This is a genomic window from Kribbella sp. NBC_01510 (assembly GCF_045040325.1).
GTDB lineage: Bacteria > Actinomycetota > Actinomycetes > Propionibacteriales > Kribbellaceae > Kribbella.
In genome coordinates, this window is the sequence record NZ_CP109418.1 from 503549 (window position 1) to 521181 (window position 17633).

Annotated in this window: 21 protein-coding genes; 7 read left to right on the forward strand and 14 right to left on the reverse strand. The window is 67.7% G+C overall.

Features of this window, described 5'->3' with window-relative positions; all coding sequences use genetic code 11:
• The first annotated feature begins 174 nt into the window (after positions 1-174).
• Both OG558_RS02495 and OG558_RS02500 read left to right on the forward strand, forming a co-directional pair.
• On the forward strand, positions 175-1515 hold the full coding sequence (locus OG558_RS02495) for a 2-isopropylmalate synthase (RefSeq protein ID WP_405068752.1): 1341 nt from the start codon (positions 175-177) through the stop codon (positions 1513-1515).
• A complete protein-coding gene (locus OG558_RS02500) occupies positions 1503-2315 on the forward strand; it encodes an ABC transporter ATP-binding protein (RefSeq protein ID WP_405068753.1) in 813 nt (270 codons plus the stop codon). The genes OG558_RS02495 and OG558_RS02500 overlap by 13 nt, the downstream gene beginning before the upstream one ends.
• Here OG558_RS02500 and OG558_RS02505 read toward each other — a convergent pair.
• Genes OG558_RS02505 through OG558_RS02515 form a run of 3 tightly spaced genes read right to left on the reverse strand, consistent with a single transcriptional unit; the run spans position 2280 to position 4523 of the window.
• The gene (locus OG558_RS02505) at positions 2280-3569 is read right to left on the reverse strand and encodes an RNA polymerase sigma factor (RefSeq protein WP_405068754.1); all 1290 of its coding nucleotides are present in this window, start codon (positions 3567-3569) and stop codon (positions 2280-2282) included. The two genes, OG558_RS02500 and OG558_RS02505, sit on opposite strands and share 36 nt — an antisense overlap.
• Positions 3570-3582: 13 nt before the next feature.
• Positions 3583-3936 carry a YciI family protein gene (locus OG558_RS02510; protein ID WP_405068755.1) on the reverse strand — a complete coding sequence of 118 codons (354 nt, stop codon included), beginning with the start codon at positions 3934-3936 and terminating at the stop codon, positions 3583-3585.
• Between the two features lie 14 nt (positions 3937-3950).
• A complete protein-coding gene (locus OG558_RS02515) occupies positions 3951-4523 on the reverse strand; it encodes a dihydrofolate reductase family protein (RefSeq protein ID WP_329481349.1) in 573 nt (190 codons plus the stop codon).
• Positions 4524-4793: 270 nt separating this feature from the next.
• On the opposite strand from OG558_RS02515, the gene OG558_RS02520 reads away from it, so the two are divergent.
• Positions 4794-5279 (forward strand): hypothetical protein, encoded by a 486-nt coding sequence (locus OG558_RS02520; RefSeq protein WP_405068756.1) that lies wholly within the window; start codon positions 4794-4796, stop codon positions 5277-5279.
• On the opposite strand, the gene OG558_RS02525 is transcribed toward OG558_RS02520, so the two are convergent.
• Complete coding sequence (locus OG558_RS02525; RefSeq protein WP_405068757.1) at positions 5276-5401, reverse strand: hypothetical protein; 126 nt, start codon at positions 5399-5401, stop codon at positions 5276-5278. The genes OG558_RS02520 and OG558_RS02525 overlap by 4 nt on opposite strands.
• 97 nt (positions 5402-5498) lie before the next feature.
• The gene (locus OG558_RS02530) at positions 5499-6194 is read right to left on the reverse strand and encodes a DUF1707 domain-containing protein (RefSeq protein WP_405068759.1); all 696 of its coding nucleotides are present in this window, start codon (positions 6192-6194) and stop codon (positions 5499-5501) included.
• Positions 6195-6290: 96 nt separating this feature from the next.
• Here OG558_RS02530 and OG558_RS02535 point away from each other — a divergent pair, with 96 nt between their 5' ends.
• The 3 genes from OG558_RS02535 to OG558_RS02545 all read left to right on the forward strand — a co-directional run bounded on the left by OG558_RS02535 (position 6291) and on the right by OG558_RS02545 (position 8817).
• Entirely contained in the window at positions 6291-6602 is a 312-nt protein-coding gene (locus tag OG558_RS02535) for a hypothetical protein (RefSeq protein WP_405068760.1), read from the forward strand.
• 67 nt (positions 6603-6669) lie between these two features.
• Complete coding sequence (locus OG558_RS02540; RefSeq protein ID WP_405068761.1) at positions 6670-8334, forward strand: fumarate hydratase; 1665 nt, start codon at positions 6670-6672, stop codon at positions 8332-8334.
• A 66-nt stretch (positions 8335-8400) separates the two neighbouring features.
• A complete protein-coding gene (locus tag OG558_RS02545; RefSeq protein WP_405068762.1) occupies positions 8401-8817 on the forward strand; it encodes a nitroreductase/quinone reductase family protein in 417 nt (138 codons plus the stop codon).
• 3 nt (positions 8818-8820) lie between these two features.
• Here the strand turns inward: OG558_RS02545 and OG558_RS02550 are convergent, their stop codons facing one another.
• The 8 genes from OG558_RS02550 to OG558_RS02585 form a co-directional block, all read right to left on the reverse strand.
• Positions 8821-8979, reverse strand: a complete 159-nt coding sequence (locus OG558_RS02550) for a hypothetical protein (RefSeq protein WP_405068763.1) — start codon at positions 8977-8979, stop codon at positions 8821-8823.
• Positions 8980-9074: 95 nt separating this feature from the next.
• On the reverse strand, positions 9075-9734 hold the full coding sequence (locus OG558_RS02555) for a DUF402 domain-containing protein (protein WP_329481357.1): 660 nt from the start codon (positions 9732-9734) through the stop codon (positions 9075-9077).
• Positions 9731-11134 (reverse strand): class II fumarate hydratase, encoded by a 1404-nt coding sequence (locus OG558_RS02560; RefSeq protein WP_405068764.1) that lies wholly within the window; start codon positions 11132-11134, stop codon positions 9731-9733. The genes OG558_RS02555 and OG558_RS02560 overlap by 4 nt, the downstream gene beginning before the upstream one ends.
• Positions 11135-11178: 44 nt before the next feature.
• Positions 11179-11835, reverse strand: coding sequence for a spermidine synthase (locus tag OG558_RS02565; protein WP_405068765.1), 657 nt, complete (start codon positions 11833-11835; stop codon positions 11179-11181).
• A gap of 475 nt (positions 11836-12310) precedes the next feature.
• Complete coding sequence (locus OG558_RS02570; protein ID WP_405068766.1) at positions 12311-12694, reverse strand: hypothetical protein; 384 nt, start codon at positions 12692-12694, stop codon at positions 12311-12313.
• Positions 12695-12801: 107 nt separating this feature from the next.
• Positions 12802-13512 (reverse strand): hypothetical protein, encoded by a 711-nt coding sequence (locus OG558_RS02575; RefSeq protein WP_329481361.1) that lies wholly within the window; start codon positions 13510-13512, stop codon positions 12802-12804.
• 183 nt (positions 13513-13695) lie between these two features.
• On the reverse strand, positions 13696-15030 hold the full coding sequence (locus OG558_RS02580) for a PhoH family protein (protein WP_329481362.1): 1335 nt from the start codon (positions 15028-15030) through the stop codon (positions 13696-13698).
• Between the two features lie 350 nt (positions 15031-15380).
• The gene (locus tag OG558_RS02585) at positions 15381-16160 is read right to left on the reverse strand and encodes an isoprenyl transferase (protein WP_329481363.1); all 780 of its coding nucleotides are present in this window, start codon (positions 16158-16160) and stop codon (positions 15381-15383) included.
• Between the two features lie 258 nt (positions 16161-16418).
• Here OG558_RS02585 and OG558_RS02590 point away from each other — a divergent pair, with 258 nt between their 5' ends.
• On the forward strand, positions 16419-17114 hold the full coding sequence (locus tag OG558_RS02590; protein ID WP_405068767.1) for a hemolysin III family protein: 696 nt from the start codon (positions 16419-16421) through the stop codon (positions 17112-17114).
• Positions 17115-17136: 22 nt separating this feature from the next.
• Here OG558_RS02590 and OG558_RS02595 read toward each other — a convergent pair whose 3' ends face one another.
• Positions 17137-17583, reverse strand: a complete 447-nt coding sequence (locus OG558_RS02595) for a MarR family winged helix-turn-helix transcriptional regulator (RefSeq protein ID WP_405068768.1) — start codon at positions 17581-17583, stop codon at positions 17137-17139.
• Between the last annotated feature and the right edge of the window lie 50 nt (positions 17584-17633).

A 17633-nucleotide genomic window follows, 5' to 3' on the forward strand; every position in this document is an offset into this window, starting at 1 on the left:
AGTTCTCAGCTTGTCTGAGGAGTTGGTTTCGGGTTAGCGTGGTCGGCATGTCCTCGAACCTCTTGCTCGGCCTTCTCCTCCTCGGCCGCCACGGCGGGAGCTGATTCGATCGGCGCTCCCTCCGTGGAGTGCCGTCGTCCGCCGGTCTCACGCCAGCACACCGAAGGACAGCTCATGGACTGGAACCGCCAGCAGCACTCCCCCATGCCCAGCCACCGCTACCGCGACATCTTCCGCAAGGTGCCGGTCGCCCCGGTCGACCGCGAGTGGCCGGACCGCCGGATCACCACCGCACCGCTCTGGGTGCCGGTCGACCTCCGCGACGGCAACCAGGCTCTCGCGGACCCGATGGATCCCGAGCGCAAGCGCCGCTTCTTCGAGCTGATGGTTGCCATCGGCTACAAAGAGATCGAGGTCGGCTACCCGTCCGCCTCGCAGCCGGACTTCGACTTCGTCCGGATGCTGGCGACCTCGGACCTGGTCCCGGACGACGTCACGATCGTCGTGTTCACGCCGGCCCGGCCCGACCTGATCGCACGGACCGTCGAGTCCGTGGCCGGGATGCGCGGTCAGGTGGTGATCCACATGTACGCCGCCACCGCGCCGGTGTGGCGGGACGTCGTACTGCGTCGTACCCGCGACGAACTGGCGTCGATGATCTACGCGGGGTCCGAGGAGATCCTGCGACTCACCGACGGGCAGCCGAATATCAGGTTCCAGTTCTCGCCCGAGGTGTTCAACCTGACCGAGCCGGACTACGTGCTGGAGTTGAGCGATCAGCTGACCAAACAGTGGGATGCGACGCCGGAGCGGCCGGTGATCCTCAACCTGCCGGCCACGATCGAGGCCGCGACGCCGAACGTGTACGCCGACCAGATCGAGTACATGCACAAGAACCTGCCGCGGCGGGACGGCGTGATCCTGTCGGTGCACCCGCACAACGATCGCGGCACGGGCATCGCCTGTGCGGAGCTCGCCGTACTCGCCGGTGCTCAGCGCGTCGAAGGGTGCATCTTCGGCAACGGCGAGCGGACCGGGAACGTCGACATCGCGACGCTCGCGCTCAACCTGCACGCGCAGGGCGTCGACCCGATGATCGACTTCTCCGACATCGACGGGATCCGGGAGGTGGTCGAGTACTGCACGCGGATGCCGATCCATCCACGGCACCCGTACGTCGGGGAGCTTGTGTACACGGCGTTCTCGGGGACGCATCAGGACGCGATCCGGAAGGGATTCGCCGTCCAGGGGTCTGGTCCTTGGGAAGTGCCGTACCTGCCGATCGATCCGATGGATGTGGGTCGGGGCTACGAGGCCGTCGTACGCGTGAACAGCCAGTCGGGGAAGGGCGGGATCGCGCACGTACTGGAGACTGCGTACGGCGTTCGGCTGTCAGCGTCGCAGGAGAGAGCGTTCGCGCAGCACGTGCAGCGGCACACCGACCGGACGGGGCGGGAAGCGAGTGCGGAGGAGTTGAAGGCGTTGTACGAGGAGGTTTTCGGGTGCTCGAACTGAAGGACGTCGACTTCGTCCGGGACGGCAAGCTGCTGCTCGGTGGGGTGTCGCTGACGGTCGGCGAGGGTGAGCGATGGGCACTGCTCGGGCCGAACGGCGCGGGGAAGAGCACGCTGCTCAACCTGTGCGGCGCGATCACCCACCCGACCCGCGGCACGGTCGAGATCCTCGGCCGCCGCCTCGGCACCGTCGACATCCGGGAGCTCCGCGAGTCGATCGGTCACGTCAACCCACGACACCTGCTGCGGTCGCCGCTGAACATTCTCGACGTCGTTCTCACCGGTCTGACCGGGACCATCGAACGCATGCCGCGCTGGGAGCCGACGTCGGCTCAGCGGGCGCGTGCTCTGGAGCTGATCGAACTGCTCGGCATCAGCGCCCTGTCCGCGGCGCCCTGGACGACGCTGTCCCAGGGCGAGCGCGGCCGGGCGTTGATCGCCCGCGCGCTGATCTCCGACCCTCGTCTCCTGCTCCTCGACGAGCCGTCGACCGGGCTCGACGTCGCGGCCCGCGAGCAACTCCTCGAGACCCTCGACCAGATCCACGCGTCGCATCCCTACCTGACCTGGGTCCTGGTCACCCACCACCTCGAAGAACTCCCGACCTGCACAACGCACGCCGCCCTCCTCCGCGACGGCCGGGTCCTCTCCGCCGGCCCCGCCGAAGAGGTCCTCACCACCGCCCGTATCTCAGAGACCTTCAACCACCCCATCCAGATCCACCACACCACCGGCCGCTGGACCGCCACCGCCCACCGCCACGCGCTACCGGGGGGAGTCGGTCGCGCGGGCGTGGAGTAACGATTGTTCGGCTGCGTTGGCGGTGAGCTCGGCTGCCCGGACGAACTCGGTATGGGCTTCGGTGCGGCGGCCGAGACGGACGAGTAGGTCGCCGCGGACGGCGTGCAGGAGGTGGTAGCTGTCAAGCACGCCGGACGCCGCGACAGCGTCGACGAGTTCGAGTCCGGCTGCGGGACCGAGCACCATGGTGAGGGCCACGGCTCGGTTGAGCTCGACAATCGGTGAGGGAAATCGGTCGGCCAGCAGTGCGTACAGGCCGGTGATGCGGCGCCAGTCGGTCTCCTCCGGTGTCGCGGCCATGGTGTGAACGGCGGCGATCGCCGCCTGGAGCGCGTACCGGCCGGATGGTGCGCGACGTTGCAGCGCGAGGGCGTGCGCTCGCCCGAGCGCGGCGTAGCCGCGGCGGATGAACAGTTGGTCCCAGCGCGAGCGGTCCTGGTCCGGTAGCAGGATCAGACGCCGGGCGGTGTCGCTGCGGGCGTGTACGCGTGATGCCTGTAGTTCGAGCAGTGCGGTGAGTCCGTGTACCTCGGGTTCGGTCGGCAGCAAGCCGGTGAGGATGCGGGCCAGGCGCAACGCGTCGTCGCAGAGTTCGGCGCGCATCCAGTCCTGACCCGACGTGGCGGCGTATCCCTCGTTGAAGATCAGGTAGATGACCTCCAGCACGGCGTCCAACCGCATGGCCAGTTCCGAGTTGTCGGGTACCTCGTAGGGGACGTGGTTGTCCTTGATGGTGCGTTTGGCACGCACGATCCGTTGTGCCACAGTCGATTTCGGCACCACATAGGCCCGTGCGATCTCTTCGGTCGTCAGGCCGCCGACCATGCGCAGCGTCAACGTCACCTGCGCGAGCTGCGACAGTACGGGATGGCAGGTGGTGAACATCATCCGCAACAGGTCATCGGATATACCGTTGTCGAGACTCTCGCCGGGAATCGGAGGCGCCGATCGAGGTTCGGTGAGCAGTTCGTGTTCGAGCAAGCGGAGTTTGCCGGCCAACAGGGCGTCGCGCCGGATCCGGTCGATGGCTCGGTGTCGCGCGGTGAGCATGAGCCAGGCGCCTGGGTTCGGTGGCACACCGTCGCGGGGCCACTGTTGAAGGGCCGCCAGGTGGGCGTCCTGTGCGAGGTCCTCGGCGGTGTCGATGTCACCGACCAAGCGGGTCAGTCCGGCCACCAGTTGCGGCCACTCGATCCGCCATGCTGCCTCGACAGCGCGTACCGCCGGCTGCGCGGGCGCCTGGTCATGGCTCATCCGCGGGTCCGGCTTACGGTTGGTCCAGCTGCCGGATCTCGACTTCCATCGTCCACTCCGGCCCGTGCAGTCGGAGGAAACGCGAGCCCCATTCCACCGCCTCCTCCCGCGTGCGGGTCTGGACCAGACAATAGCCGCCGATGACCTCCCTCGCCTCGGTGAACGGACCGTCGACAATGGTCGTCGCACCATCCGCAAGGCGAATCCGCGTAGCCTCCTCGATGGGGCGCAGCCCGGCCGTGTCCAGCAGGACACCGGCCTTGGTCATCTCCTCGATCAGCCTGCCCATGTCCTCGGCCAGCGCCGGGTCCGGGCCGGCGGTGGATGCGGTGGCGGGATCGGAGCGGATCAACATCAGATAGCGCATGTGCGGATCCTCGCCTAGCTGACCTGGTAGCGCACGTAGACGGCGCCGCCGTCGAACGACTTGGACTCGGACAACTTCAGGTCGAGCATTGATTTGTCGTGGAACAGCGGTGTTCCGGAGCCGATCACCACGGGGTGGATGAGCAGCCGGAACTCATCGATCAGCTTCAGGTCGATGAACGAGTGCACCAGCTTCGGGCTGGCGTAGATCGCGATCGTGCCGCCGTCCGGCCGGGCTTTGAGCTGAGTGAACTCTTCAGCGAGGTTTCCCCTGATCAGGCGCGTGTTGTGCCAGTCAGCCGATGCCAGAGTGGTCGAGCAGACGACTTTGTCCACGGCGTTCACCCATTCGGCATGTGCGCGTTCGTGCGCGGAGCTTTCCGGGGTGGGCTGGTTGCCCCAGTACCTGTACATCCCCAGATAGGTCTCACGTCCGTAGACCGCCATGTCGAAGTCGGCCTGGATGTTCTGGGCGTACGCGGCGAGCTCCTCGCTGTAGGCACGGAAGGTCCATTCGAAGCCCATGCCTTGCCCAGACGAGGCGAAGCCGTCCAACGTCACATGTTCGAAGGCCACCAGTTTCCGCATTGTCCGGTCCTCCCGGTTACCGGGCCGCTGTTCGACCCCTTCACCTAGACCTTCGAACGAGCCGTCCCGAAATCGACATGGGCCGCTGAAGCGACCGTGCAACCCCTTGATTCGGCTGCGGTACGGCGGCTCGGCCTGGCACGGGGGTTCGGATTGTGCCCGAGCCGGCGAGCCCGCCCAATCCACCAATTGTCACCGCCCGACGGGCCTTTCCCGCACTACAGTGACTCTGCTCCGGGGGCTTGAGAGCTGGGGGAACACGTGACGGTGATGGGTGAAGCGCCACCCGAGGTCTGGACGGACGAGCTCCGTCGGACCGGGCGGGTGGTCTTCCTGGTACGGCGGAAGCGGCTGGCGATCCAGCGTGGTTGCATCGCCGTGCTGCTCGGGCTGGACCCCGCCCTGTCCTTCGACGACCGGCTCGACGCCGGCGGCGTACGACTCGGGTTCGGCCTGCTGTCCGTCGTCCTCGTCCTCACCCTGGTCGGCGTCAGCGCCTGGCAGTTGATCACTCAGCGCCCCACCCTGACGATCGACCACGAAGGCATCCACTACCTGGGGGCGTTTCTACCGTGGAACGAGATCGGCACCATCGGCTCACCCCACGGCCCACGCATCTTTCGCATCCTCCCCATCACTCCCACCAACCGCTGGTCGCGCCAGTTGACCCTGACCCAGGACAACGTGAAGGACCTGTCGGCCTTCGCCACCTGGCTCGCCGGACAGCATGCAGATCAGCCGAGCACACCGGCTTAGGCAGCCGGATTGCTCTCGTCGAAGACCACCAGTTCAGTGTGGAAAGCGTGAGCGACCCGCTCGAGCAGTGCGAGCGTCGGCACGGTCCCGCTGGCCTCGAAGCGCGCGTCGACTGCGGCCACCAGGTCGCCGGCAATCGCTTACCAGCTGCACGGTTCTCGCAGTCGACTGCCCGCGCACGGTGGCTTCGGTCGCGATCGGACCAACTCCCGAGTTGGGTCAGGAGAGGCTGAGGCGTCTGGTGAGGCGGGGGCCTCGTTTGATTTTGATTTCGCCGAGGATGGCGGTGCCGCGGATGTGGAAGGTTTTGGGGTGGGCGGCGGGGGTGCTGGGGTCGGGGACGGCGCCGAGGCCGGCTTCCTGTTCGGAGACGGAGCCGAGGATGGGGTTGCTGTCGAGCATGACGATCGCGTTCTGGGGGACGCGGATCTTCACGTCGGCCAAGATCGACTTCACGTCGACGTGGACCTCGTCGAACGGGATCTGGGCCTCGGTGTAGTCCAGCGTGACGTCGCCGAGGACCGCGTTCACCTCCTGACGCTGCGGCACGTGCCAGCCGCCGAGGCGCTTGGTCTCCGACATGAACGCGTTGATGACCGGGCCGGACTCGACCATCGCTCCGCTGTACTGCGGGCTGACGGCCGGGACTCCCGGTGCGCGCGGGCCGTTCGGCAGGTCGGCGGTGAGCTCGACGAGTTCGCCGTACGTCTTGGAGGCGTACAGAGTCTCCAGGCGCTCCTCGAGCTCGGCGTACGACAACCGCCCTTCGCCCGCGGCATCGCGCAGTACGTCGGCGACCTCCTCCCGCTCGTGATCCGACACCCGCCGGCGCAACGCCAGCTCGTCACCGGTCGGCGCCTGCGCGGGCACGGCATCCTGCGGTCGATTCTCCTGGGGAACGTCATCCTGAGCCACGCCAAAACCATACGCGCGCCCCAGCCCCACCGCCGCCAGTTTCTTCCCCGATTCACCCCTGAGCGCACCCCTGATCCAGGGTCCATACTGTCCACCATGGACTGGGGTGCGGTACGCAATGGAAGGCTCCTGGCGGCGGTCTATCTGATCGCCCTCGTGATGCTGTACGCGGGTGTCCTGTGGCTTCTGATCCAGCAGTGGACCGGAACGGAGTCGATGGGCCGTGCCGCCCCGATCCTGTTCTTCGCCGGTGGGCTCGCGATCATCGCGCTGGCCGTCGCGCTCCGGCGCCGGATGCCCGTGCGGACGACCGGGCTGACGAAGAGCATGACCGGCCACCAGAGCGCCTACTACCGGCTCTCGCTCGGGCTTGAGGTGCGGGGGGCGTGGCGCGCGATCAAGGGGTGAGCGAGCGGGGCTCTGGTGGCCGAATTAGGCTTGGAGAGCTCAGGCCACTTGTTTTGGAGGTACGTCGGTGTCCGCTGACTTCGATTACTCGGATCTGTTGCCGCTCGGGGCGGACGAGACGGAGTACCGGTTGCTGACGACCGAGGGTGTCAGCACGTTCACGGCCGGCGGCCGGACGTTCCTGCAGGTGGAGCCGGAGGTGCTGCAGGCGCTGACCGCGGAGGCGATGCACGACATCTCGCACTACCTGCGGACCGCGCACCTCGCGCAGTTGCGGCGGATCATCGACGACCCGGAGGCGTCCGGGAACGACCGGTTCGTCGCGCTCGACCTGCTGAAGAACGCCAACATCTCGGCCGGCGGCGTACTGCCGATGTGCCAGGACACCGGCACCGCGATCGTGATGGGCAAGAAATCCGAGGGCGTGCTCACCGGCGCGGTCGACGAGGAGTGGATCAGCCGCGGCGTGTACGACGCCTACACCAAGCTGAACCTGCGCTACTCGCAAATGGCCCCGTTGAACATGTGGGACGAGAAGAACACCGGCTCCAACCTGCCGGCCCAGATCGAGCTGTACTCGACCCCGGCCAAGGACGACCCCGCGTACAAGTTCCTGTTCATGGCCAAGGGCGGCGGCTCGGCGAACAAGTCGTTCCTTTTCCAGGAGACCAAGGCCGTGCTCAACCCGGACGGAATGATGACGTTCCTGGACGAGAAGATCCGCTCCCTGGGTACGGCGGCCTGCCCGCCGTACCACCTCGCGGTCGTGGTCGGCGGCACGTCGGCGGAGTTCGCGCTGAAGACCGCGAAGTACGCCTCCGCGCACTACCTCGACTCGCTGCCGACGGCGGGATCGCCGGTGGGGCACGGGTTCCGGGACGTGGAGCTGGAGGAGGAAGTCTTCAAGCTGACGCAGCAGTTCGGGATCGGCGCGCAGTTCGGCGGCAAGTACTTCTGCCACGACGTCCGGGTGATCCGGCTGCCGCGGCACGGCGCATCCTGCCCGGTCGCGATCGCGGTGTCGTGCTCCGCGGACCGGCAGGCGCTGGCAAAGATCACGCCGGAGGGTGTGTTCCTGGAGCAGCTCGAGCGCGACCCGGCCCGCTTCCTGCCGGACACGACCGACGAGCACCTCGCCGACGACACCAACGTCGTCCATGTTGATCTGAACCGGCCGATGAGCGAGATCCGGGCAGAGCTGTCCAAGCTGCCGGTGAAGACGCGGCTGTCACTCAGCGGGCCGCTCGTGGTGGCGCGCGACATCGCGCACGCGAAGATCAAGGAGCGGCTGGACGCGGGCGAGCCGATGCCTGACTACCTGCGCGATCACGCCGTGTACTACGCCGGTCCGGCCAAGACGCCCGAGGGGTACGCGTCCGGGTCGTTCGGGCCGACGACGGCGGGGCGGATGGACGCGTACGTCGATCAGTTCCAGGCGGCCGGTGGATCGTTCGTGATGCTTGCCAAGGGCAACCGGTCGGCCAAGGTGACCGCCGCGTGCAAGGAGCACGGTGGGTTCTACCTGGGCTCGATCGGTGGACCGGCGGCGCGGCTGGCGCAGGACTGCATCAAGTCCGTCGACGTGATCGAGTACGCCGAGCTCGGTATGGAAGCCGTCTGGAAGATCCAGGTCGAGGACTTCCCCGCGTTCATCGTCGTCGATGACAAGGGCAACGACTTCTTCACCGACACCGCCAAGCCGGTCCCGCTCACGGTCCGCCCGCGCAGCTGACTTCTTGACGGCCCCGGTTGTTCGCAGGACCCTCGGAATCGGGGGTGGTGTGTGATGGGGCGGCGGATGCTGAGGTTCGGGAATCGGATCGGCGTGTGGATGTACCGCACCCTCGACGGGCGGCTGGCCAGCGGCAGCAAGGACGTCCACGTGCTGATGCTGACCACGCCCGGCCGTCGGACCGGCGTACCGCGCTCGACGTGCGTGCGCTACCTGGATACGCCCGACGGCCTGATCGTCTGGGGCACCGGGTCGGGATCGCGCCAGGATCCGGACTGGTTCCGCAACCTGCGCGCCGCGGAGACCACCGAAGTGCAGATCGGCGCGAAGCACAGCCTCATGCACGCCCGCGAGCTGACCGGACCGGAGCGGCACACCATGTGGACGAACGTCATCCTGCGCGAGGATCCCGGCATCGGCCGGTTCGCGACGAAGGCCAAGCGCACGATCCCGGTGGCCGTCCTGGAGCCGGTCGAGAAGTGATGCTCAGCCGACCTTGATATCGACGGGCTCGGGCAACTTGAGCATGAGCGTCTTCGCAGCCTGAACCAGGTCGGCTTCGTTGTGCCCGAAGGCCTGAAGGTAGCTTCGCAGCGCGGATCGCAGCAGCTGGAGCTCCTCGCCCTGCAACTCGATGGTGTACATGTTTCCAAGGTAAGTCCGAACCCGCCGGATGGAAGTGCTCGTGACCCACCCGTTGTGCCGGGTTTTTCAGCCGGTGCGGAGGAGGACTTGCGGGGTCAACTGTGCAGCTCCTCGGCGATCAGGTCGGGTTGGTGGGTGGTGGGCGCCGTTGGGAGGCGCCAGTGGGGTGGTGGGGTCCAGGATTGCCAGCCGTCGGAGAACGGGGACGTCCAGGCGTCGATCTCGCCGACCGCGGCGTGGGCGTCGGCGATGATGCGGTCGGCCTCGGCGGTGGTGTAGCGCCCGGCGGTCACCGCGCCTTCCAGTTCGTCTTCGTCCTTCCACTCGATCGTCCGGTCCGGACGGATCCACAGATCGAGGACGTGGTCGACCGTGCTGGTCCGGAGACCCTCCCGGACGTGCGATGCCTCGAGGTTCACGTACCAGCCGCGGAACGTGCCGTCGTCGTCCCAGAAGTGCCAGACCGACCACGGCTTGCCCGGCGGCAGCACCTTGAGGATCCCGGTGCCGCGCCAGACGTCCAGCTTCAGCACCCGGTCCGCGGTGAACATCCCGATCGGACCGGCGTACCGGGTCTCCCGTCCGTCCACCAGCACCGGCTTGATCAGTGGCGTACCCGGCGCGAGCCAGGCGACCAGCCCGTCCGCGTCGTCACGCACCACCGTCATCGGCCGGACGTTCGGCTTGTCCGCATGCCGCCCGGTCCCCTGGTACACCCACTCGATCGTCGTCCCCGGCTCCCAGTACGCCGTCACGAGCCGGCCGGCCGGGTCATCGAGAGGACGTCGAGGGCCGCATCCAACTGTTCTTCGGTCAGGTCACCCTTCTCGACGTGCCCGTTCTCGATCACGACCTCGCGGATCGTTTTACCTTGTTTCAAGGCGCTCTTGGCCACCGCGGCCGCGTTCTCGTACCCGATGTAGCGGTTCAGCGGTGTCACGATCGACGGCGAGGACTCGGCCAGCTCGCGGGCATGCTCGACGTTCGCGGTGATGCCGTCGACGCAACGATCGGCCAGCAGGCGGGAGGTGTTGGCGAGCAGGGTGATGGACTCGAGCAGGTTGCGCGCGATCATCGGCAGCATCACGTTGAGCTCGAAGTTGCCTCCGGCACCGGCCACGGTGATCGCCGTGTCGTTGCCGATCACCTGGGCGGCGACCATCAGCGTCGCCTCGCAGATCACCGGATTCACCTTGCCGGGCATGATGCTCGACCCCGGCTGCAGGTCCGGCAGCGCGATCTCGCCCAGCCCGGCGCGTGGTCCGGACCCCATCCAGCGCAGGTCGTTGCAGATCTTCGTCAGGCTGACCGCGACCGTCTTCAGTTGCCCGGACAGCTCGACCAGGCCGTCCCGCGCACCCTGGGCCTCGAAGTGGTCCTCGGCCTCACTGAACTGGAGCCCGGTCCGCCGGTTCAGCTCGGCGATCACGGCCGCGGCGAACCCGGGCGGCGTGTTGATGCCCGTCCCGACCGCCGTCCCGCCGAGCGGCAGCTCAGCCACCCGCGACAAGGTCCCCCGGACCCGATCCGCCCCGCGCCCCACCTGCTGCGCGTACCCGTTGAACTCCTGCCCGAGCGTCACCGGCGTCGCGTCCATCAGGTGCGTCCGCCCCGACTTCACCACCTCGGCGAACTCGGATCCCTTCCGAGACAGGGAATCCGCCAGGTGCTCGAGGGCCGGCAACAACTCGTGGACGACGCCCGCCGTGGCCGCGACGTGGATCGCCGACGGGAAGGTGTCGTTGCTGGACTGGGACGCGTTCACGTGGTCGTTCGGATGCACGTCGGCGCCGTGCGACCGGGTGGCCAGTGTCGCGAGCACCTCGTTCGCATTCATGTTCGTCGAGGTGCCCGAGCCGGTCTGGAACACGTCGATCGGGAACTCGGCGTCGTACTCCCCCGCGGCCACCTGGTCCGCCGCGGCCACGATCGCGGCCGCCCGCTCCCCGTCCAGCACACCGAGCTCGGCGTTCACTACGGCCGCCGAGGCCTTGATCTGCGCGAGCGCGTGCACGAGCGCCGGCGCCAGCGGCCGCCCGGAGATCGGGAAGTTCTCCACCGCGCGCTGGGTCTGCGCCCCCCACAAGGCATCCCGAGGCACCTTGACCTCGCCCATCGTGTCGTGCTCGATCCTGAATTCCACGTTGTCACCCATACCTGCAGAGTACGTCGCTCCGCGTCGTCCCCGGCGACCGATCGTCAGCCTGTGGAAAACGAACCCTGGTACACGTAGTAGGTCTCGTCGCGTCCCTGCAGCGTCACCGGAACCGGCGTCACCTGGCAGGCACCGAAGACCGACGTGACGGCGGACGCCAGCGCGTCCGACGCCGACGACGACCAGACCGTGAGTACGCCGCCGGTCCGCAACTTGGACCGGCACACGGTCAGGAACGACGACGAGTAGATCGCTGAGTTCTCGTTGTAGACAAGGAAGTCCGGGCCGTTGTCGACGTCCAGGAGAATCGCATCCAGGGACGCGTCCGGTGTTGCGGTGACCACATCTCGGACGTCACCGAGCGAGACAGACACCCGGGGGTCGTCGAGGACCGACGGCACCAGGCCGGACCGCATCCACGCCACCAGGTCGGGCTCGATCTCGGCGACGACCACCGAACCCAAGCGGGCGTCGGCGAGCAGCGCACAGACGGTGTAGCCGAGGCCCAGACCACCCACGAGCACCCGGTCGGGCCGCCGTACCGAGGCCAGCGCCGCCGACGCCAGCAGCTCCTCACTCGAGGTCTCGCGGTCGTCCATCACGAAGACGCCGTTCACCCGCAACTCCAGCGCCCCGTCATCCTCGCGCCGCCGCAGCACCAGCTCACCTCGCGCACTCACCACCCGCGCCACCTCGCTCACCCGCCAATCTTCCCGCAGTCCCTTACGTCCGAAGATCCGAGGGCCATTGCCCTCGGATCTTCGGACGTAAGGGACTGGGTTTTCCACAGGGAGGAGAGGTGGCGAGGGGTGGGGCGGGATCGCGGCATGTTCTTTGGTGTGGGAGATCGAGGATGTGTAGGGCAACTGCGGTGTGGGCGGTGCCGGGACTGTGCTGCGCGGAGGCAACGGGTGCGACGACGCGAGCTCGCCGGGAGCTTGCCGCTCACCAAGGTGGCGTCGTTTCGCGCTCTCAACTCGTGGCGTTGGGTGTCACCCGATGGCAGGTCATGGCCGAGCTGAGAGCGCGGCGCTGGCGAGCGCACCACAGGCAGACGATCGCGATCCATACCGGCGACCTGTCTGAGCCGGCGACCTGGTGGTCGGCGGGCCGCCCTGTGGGCGCGGTCAGACCGGCAAGCCGCCCTCGTACTCGCGATGTCGGTGCAACAGCGCATCACCACGCCGCAGGCCCTGACCGAAGCGTTTCTCGTCGATACGACGACATCGCCGCCGCAAGCTCATCGGGCTGATCCTGAACGACCTGTCGAACGGCGCGCAGTCCCTCGGTGAAATCGAGTTCGCGCAGCTCTGCCGGAGATTCGGGCTCCCCGAACCGGACCGGCAGGTCCGGCGGCGTGGGCCGGACGGTGTCTTCCACCTGGACTCGGCGTGGTCGGCGTACGACGCCGTGGTGGAGATCGAAGGGCTTCACCACCTGGAAGCGGCCCAGGCGATGGCCGACGCCAGCCGGCAGAACGAACTCACGATCGGCAACGACCGAGTCGTCCGGATTCCCGTCATCGGCCTGCGCGTCGACCCGGACCACTACATGACCCAAGTAGCCCGCCTCCTCCAGTCCGGAGGTTGGCGCCCATCGACACAACGTCCGAAGACCCGAGGGCTATAGGCCTCAGATCTTCGGACGTAACTGGAAGACGGTCAGCGTCAGTACCAGCCTTTGGCCTGGGAGTGGCCCCAGGCGGAGCAGGGGGAGCCGTAGGTGTTCTCGATGTAGTCGAGGCCCCACTTGATCTGGGTGACCGGGTTGGTGCGCCAGTCGGAGCCGTAGGCCGCCATCCGGTTGCCGGGGAGGGCCTGCGGGATGCCGTACGCCGAGGAGGACGGGTTGTCGGCGTCGACCCGCCAGCGGGACTCCTTGTTCCACAGCTTCTCGAGACAGCTGAACTGGCTCTCGCCCCAGCCGTGGTCGGGCAGGAGGTTCATCGCGACCTCCTTGGGCGTGCCCTCGAGCTTCTTCCGCTCGGCGTCGCGGCTGGCCCGCTCCTCCCGCGAGTTCGCGTCGGTCTTCTGCAGCGCCTCGTAGCGCTTGAGTACGGCGTTCTTGGCTGCCTGCTTCAGGTCGGACTGGTCCTGCGCGGCCTTCCGCGCGGCCTTCTGCGCGGCCGCGACAGCCTCGACCTGGTTCCGCATCCGGGCCACCTCCAGGGCCTGCTGCTTGGCGGTCTCCGGCTGGATCGACGGTGTGGCGGCGGTGTGGGCCTTCTCGCTGTTCAGCACGGCCATCTCGGCGCGGCCTGAGACCTGCTCCGAGGCGCTGCTGCTCCCGGGGGAGCTGAAGAGGTCGATACCGGCGACAACGGAGACGACGACGATCCCAGTCACTGAGAGAGCCGCGACGGAGCGCTTCGCTTTCATCTGTCCTTCCGAGAAACCCGACCCCCGTCGGCTGGCAACGAGACCATACTCTGGCGTAAACCGAGCGTGATCACAAGCAGGTCACGAACGAACGGTGCGGCCGCCTGTGTGGCGGCCGCACCGTCGGCCCGAAGTCTTACGCGTGCCTTACAGAATCAAATTACCTAAAACCCTACACACTCCTTACAACTGCAGGTCATCCAGCATCTCGGTGACCAGCGCGGCGATCGGCGAGCGCTCGGACCGTGTCAGCGTCACATGCGCGAACAGCGGGTGCCCCTTCAGTTGCTCGACCACGGCGACCACACCGTCGTGCCGGCCGACCCGCAGGTTGTCGCGCTGGGCGACGTCGTGCGTGAGCACGACCCGTGAGTTCGCGCCGACGCGGGACAGCACCGTGAGCAGCACGTTGCGCTCGAGCGACTGCGCCTCGTCCACGATCACGAACGCGTCGTGCAGCGACCGGCCACGGATGTGGGTCAGCGGCAGCACCTCGAGCATGCCGCGGTCCATCACCTCGTCGATCACGTCACCGCTGGTGAGCGCGCCGAGCGTGTCGTACACGGCCTGTGCCCACGGCTGCATCTTCTCCGACTCCGAGCCGGGCAGGTACCCGAGCTCCTGGCCGCCGACCGCGAACAACGGCCGGAACACCACCACCTTCTTGTGCTGCCGCCGCTCCATCACCGCTTCCAGCCCGGCGCAGAGCGCGAGCGCCGACTTACCCGTACCCGCCCGGCCACCGAGCGAGATGATCCCCACGTCCGGGTCCAGCAGCAGGTCGAGCGCGACCCGCTGTTCGGCCGACCGGCCACGGATACCGAACGCCTCGCGGTCGCCGCGGACCAGCCGGATCCGCTTGTCCGGCATCACCCGGCCGAGCGCACTGCCCCGGTCGGACAGCAGCACCAGCCCGGTGTGGGTCGGGAACTCACCGGCCTGCGGCAGCTCCAGTACGCCGTTCTCGTACAGGTCGTCCACATCGCGCGTCTCGACCTCGAGCTCGCTCATCCCGGTCCAGCCGGACTCCAGCGTCAGCTCGGCCCGGTACTCCTCGGCCATCAGGCCGCAGGCCGACGCCTTGACCCGCATCGGCAGGTCCTTCGAGACCAGCGTGACGTCCTTGCCCTCGGCCTTGAAGTTGCAGGCCACGGCCAGGATGCGGCTGTCGTTGTCGCCGAGCCGGAAGCCGGCCGGCAAGGTCTCCGGATCGGTGTGGTTCAGTTCGACCCGGAGGGTTCCACCCTTCTCTCCCACTGGCAGGGGCGCGTCCAGACGTCCATGAAGGATCCGGAGCTCGTCGAGCAGCCGCAGTGCGGTGCGAGCGAAGTAGCCGAGTTCCGGGTGATGCCGTTTGCCCTCCAATTCGGTGACGACGACCACCGGGACGACCACCTCGTGCTCGTCGAACCGCACCATCGCGTGGGGGTCGGACAGGAGTACGGAGGTGTCCAGCACAAAAGTGCGCTGGGCCGGTGTGGATGAGGTACTTGACGCCTTGGCGTGGGTGGCAGCCATGTCGCACGTCCTCTCGGGCCGCGACGTGCACCACGCCCGGCCCACCAGTGGTTAGGTGTTGGACCGGGAGCGGGGATGATCTGGTGCAGATCCCCCTCGGACCGCCGCACGAGCGGATCCGGGAACCAGTGAGATCGAGACCTGGGGTCTCGGGCACTCCGTTCTGCCCCTCATGGGGCAACCGGCTGGCGAACGATTCTCAAGCTGATCGGGCCTCCCGGACAGCCGGCTTCCCCTCCGACCGTCATAGTCAGGGTAGAAGGGTCCTGCAAACGCCGCAGCCCGACACGCCCGGCCACGGGGTTAACGGTGTGTTACACCTTCCACCCCCGCGAGGCTGGGACGCGGGGTCAGGTCCCGAACCGGCGCTCTCGCTGCGCATAGCTGCGCACCGCCCGCAGGAAGTCGACGTGCCGAAAGTCCGGCCACAGAGCTTCACAGAAGTAGAACTCGCTCAACGCGCTCTGCCACAGCAGGAAACCGCCCAGGCGCTGCTCACCCGACGTCCGGATGACCAAGTCCGGGTCCGGCTGGCCCTTCGTGTACAGGTGCCGGGCGATGTGCTCGACGTCGACCCGCTCGGCCAGCTCCTCGATCGAGATGCCCTGCGCGGCCTCCTCGAGCAGCAGCGAGCGGACGGCGTCGGCCAGCTCGCGGCGGCCGCCGTACCCGACCGCGACGTTGACCAGCATCCCTTCGATGCCCTGCGTGTCCGCCTCGGCCGTCTTCAGCGCCTCGGCGGTGGCTCCGGGTAACAGGTCCAGCGCGCCGACCGGGTGGATCCGCCAGCGGCCGATCGAGGTCAGCTCCTCGACCGTCTGCTCGATGATCCGCAGCAGCGGCTCCAGCTCGTCGGCCGGACGGCTCAGGTTGTCCGTGGACAGCATCCAGACCGTGACGACCTTGACGCCGACGTCGTCGCACCAGCCGAGGAACTCGACGATCTTGTTCGCCCCGGCCTCGTGGCCGCGCGACACCGGGTCGCCGACCGCCCGGGCCCAACGCCGGTTGCCGTCGATGATGACGCCGATGTGCCGCGGGATCCGGTCCGGCGACAAGGATCGCCGCAGCCGGCGCTCGTACAGGCCGTACACCGCATCGCGCAGTTTCTGCTTGCCAGGTGTCCGCATGGGCAGGGTGCTCCTCCAGTGCTCTCAGTCACGAGGCTAGCCCAGTTTCGCCCCGGAAAGAGAGGGCACAGAACAGCTTCGAGGAAGCTGCCAGGCAGATCGAACTTTCGCCGAAGTTCGTGCGTCGGACACGCGGGCGGCGGTGTGCGGGCAGGCGATCTCGCCTACATTCATCCTTCTGAACCATTTGGACCTACGGTTCCGTAGGTTACGGTTGCGTAGGTACTGAACCGCCCGGCACCCCTCGAAAGGACGGCGATGTCCGCTACCACCACCCAGCCCCAGGAACTCGGTCACGGGCTGTCCGGCCGACTCGGCCCGCTCAAGCCGAAGCTCCGCGGCTGGCTGCATGCGGGCACCTTCCCGTTCGCAACCGCCGCCGGCATCGTGCTGATCTGCCTCGCTCCGCACCCCAACGCCCGCTGGGCGGCCGCCGTCTACACGATGGGCGCGATGCTGCTGTTCGGCATCTCCGCGCTGTACCACCGGTTCTACTGGGGCCCGACCGGTGAGGCGATCCTGCGCCGGCTCGACCACAGCAACATCTTCCTGCTGATCGCCGGCACCTACACCCCGCTCGGGATGGTGCTGCTGCACGGCAAGGACCGCGCGCTGATGCTCGGCCTGGTCTGGGGCGGTGCCCTGCTCGGCATCCTGTTCCGGATCTTCTGGGTGCACGCTCCGCGCTGGCTCTACACGCCGATCTACCTGGCGCTCGGCTGGGTCGCGATCTTCTGGATGGGTGACATCTACCACCAGGGCGGCGCCGCGGTGGTCACGCTGATCGCGATCGGCGGCGGCCTCTACTCGATCGGCGCGGTCGTCTACGGCACCAAGCGGCCGAACCCGTCACCGCGCTGGTTCGGCTTCCACGAGATCTTCCACGCGTTCACCGTGGCCGCGTTCGTCTGCCACTACATCGCCGTCAGCATCGCGACGTACCGGGTCGGCTAGGCCGGGTGTGGTGCTCCCGGCCTCAGGCCCCGATCACCCGCAGGATCTCCCGGAATTCCTCGTAGCGCTCTGGGCCCAGTTGGTCCGCCCAGAGCGCTTCGACGCGCTCGATCGCGGCCCGGCTGAACGCGACCGCCTCCTCCCCCCGGGCCGTACGCCGTACCAGCCGGACCCGGCGGTCGGCGCGGAGCCGGTCGGACTCGGTGTACCCGAGCCCCTGCAGGTAGTCCACATGCTGCCCGAGCGCCTGCTTCGTCATCAACGCGACCTCGGCCAGATCGGTGATCCGCGCCCCGTCCGGCGGAATCAGCTCGAGCAGCCGGTAGTGCGAGACCCGCAGGCCCGGGAAGTCGTCCGACACCGCCAGGATCTCCTCCCGGAGCCGCCGCAGTGCTCCTCCGAGCAATCCGGCGATGTGCTCGGGCCACGGGCCCGACGGCCGGCCCGAAAGGTCATTGACGGAAGTCATAAGGCCACTTTACTATCTCGATAGTAAGGCTGCTTTACTTCCTTCTGAAG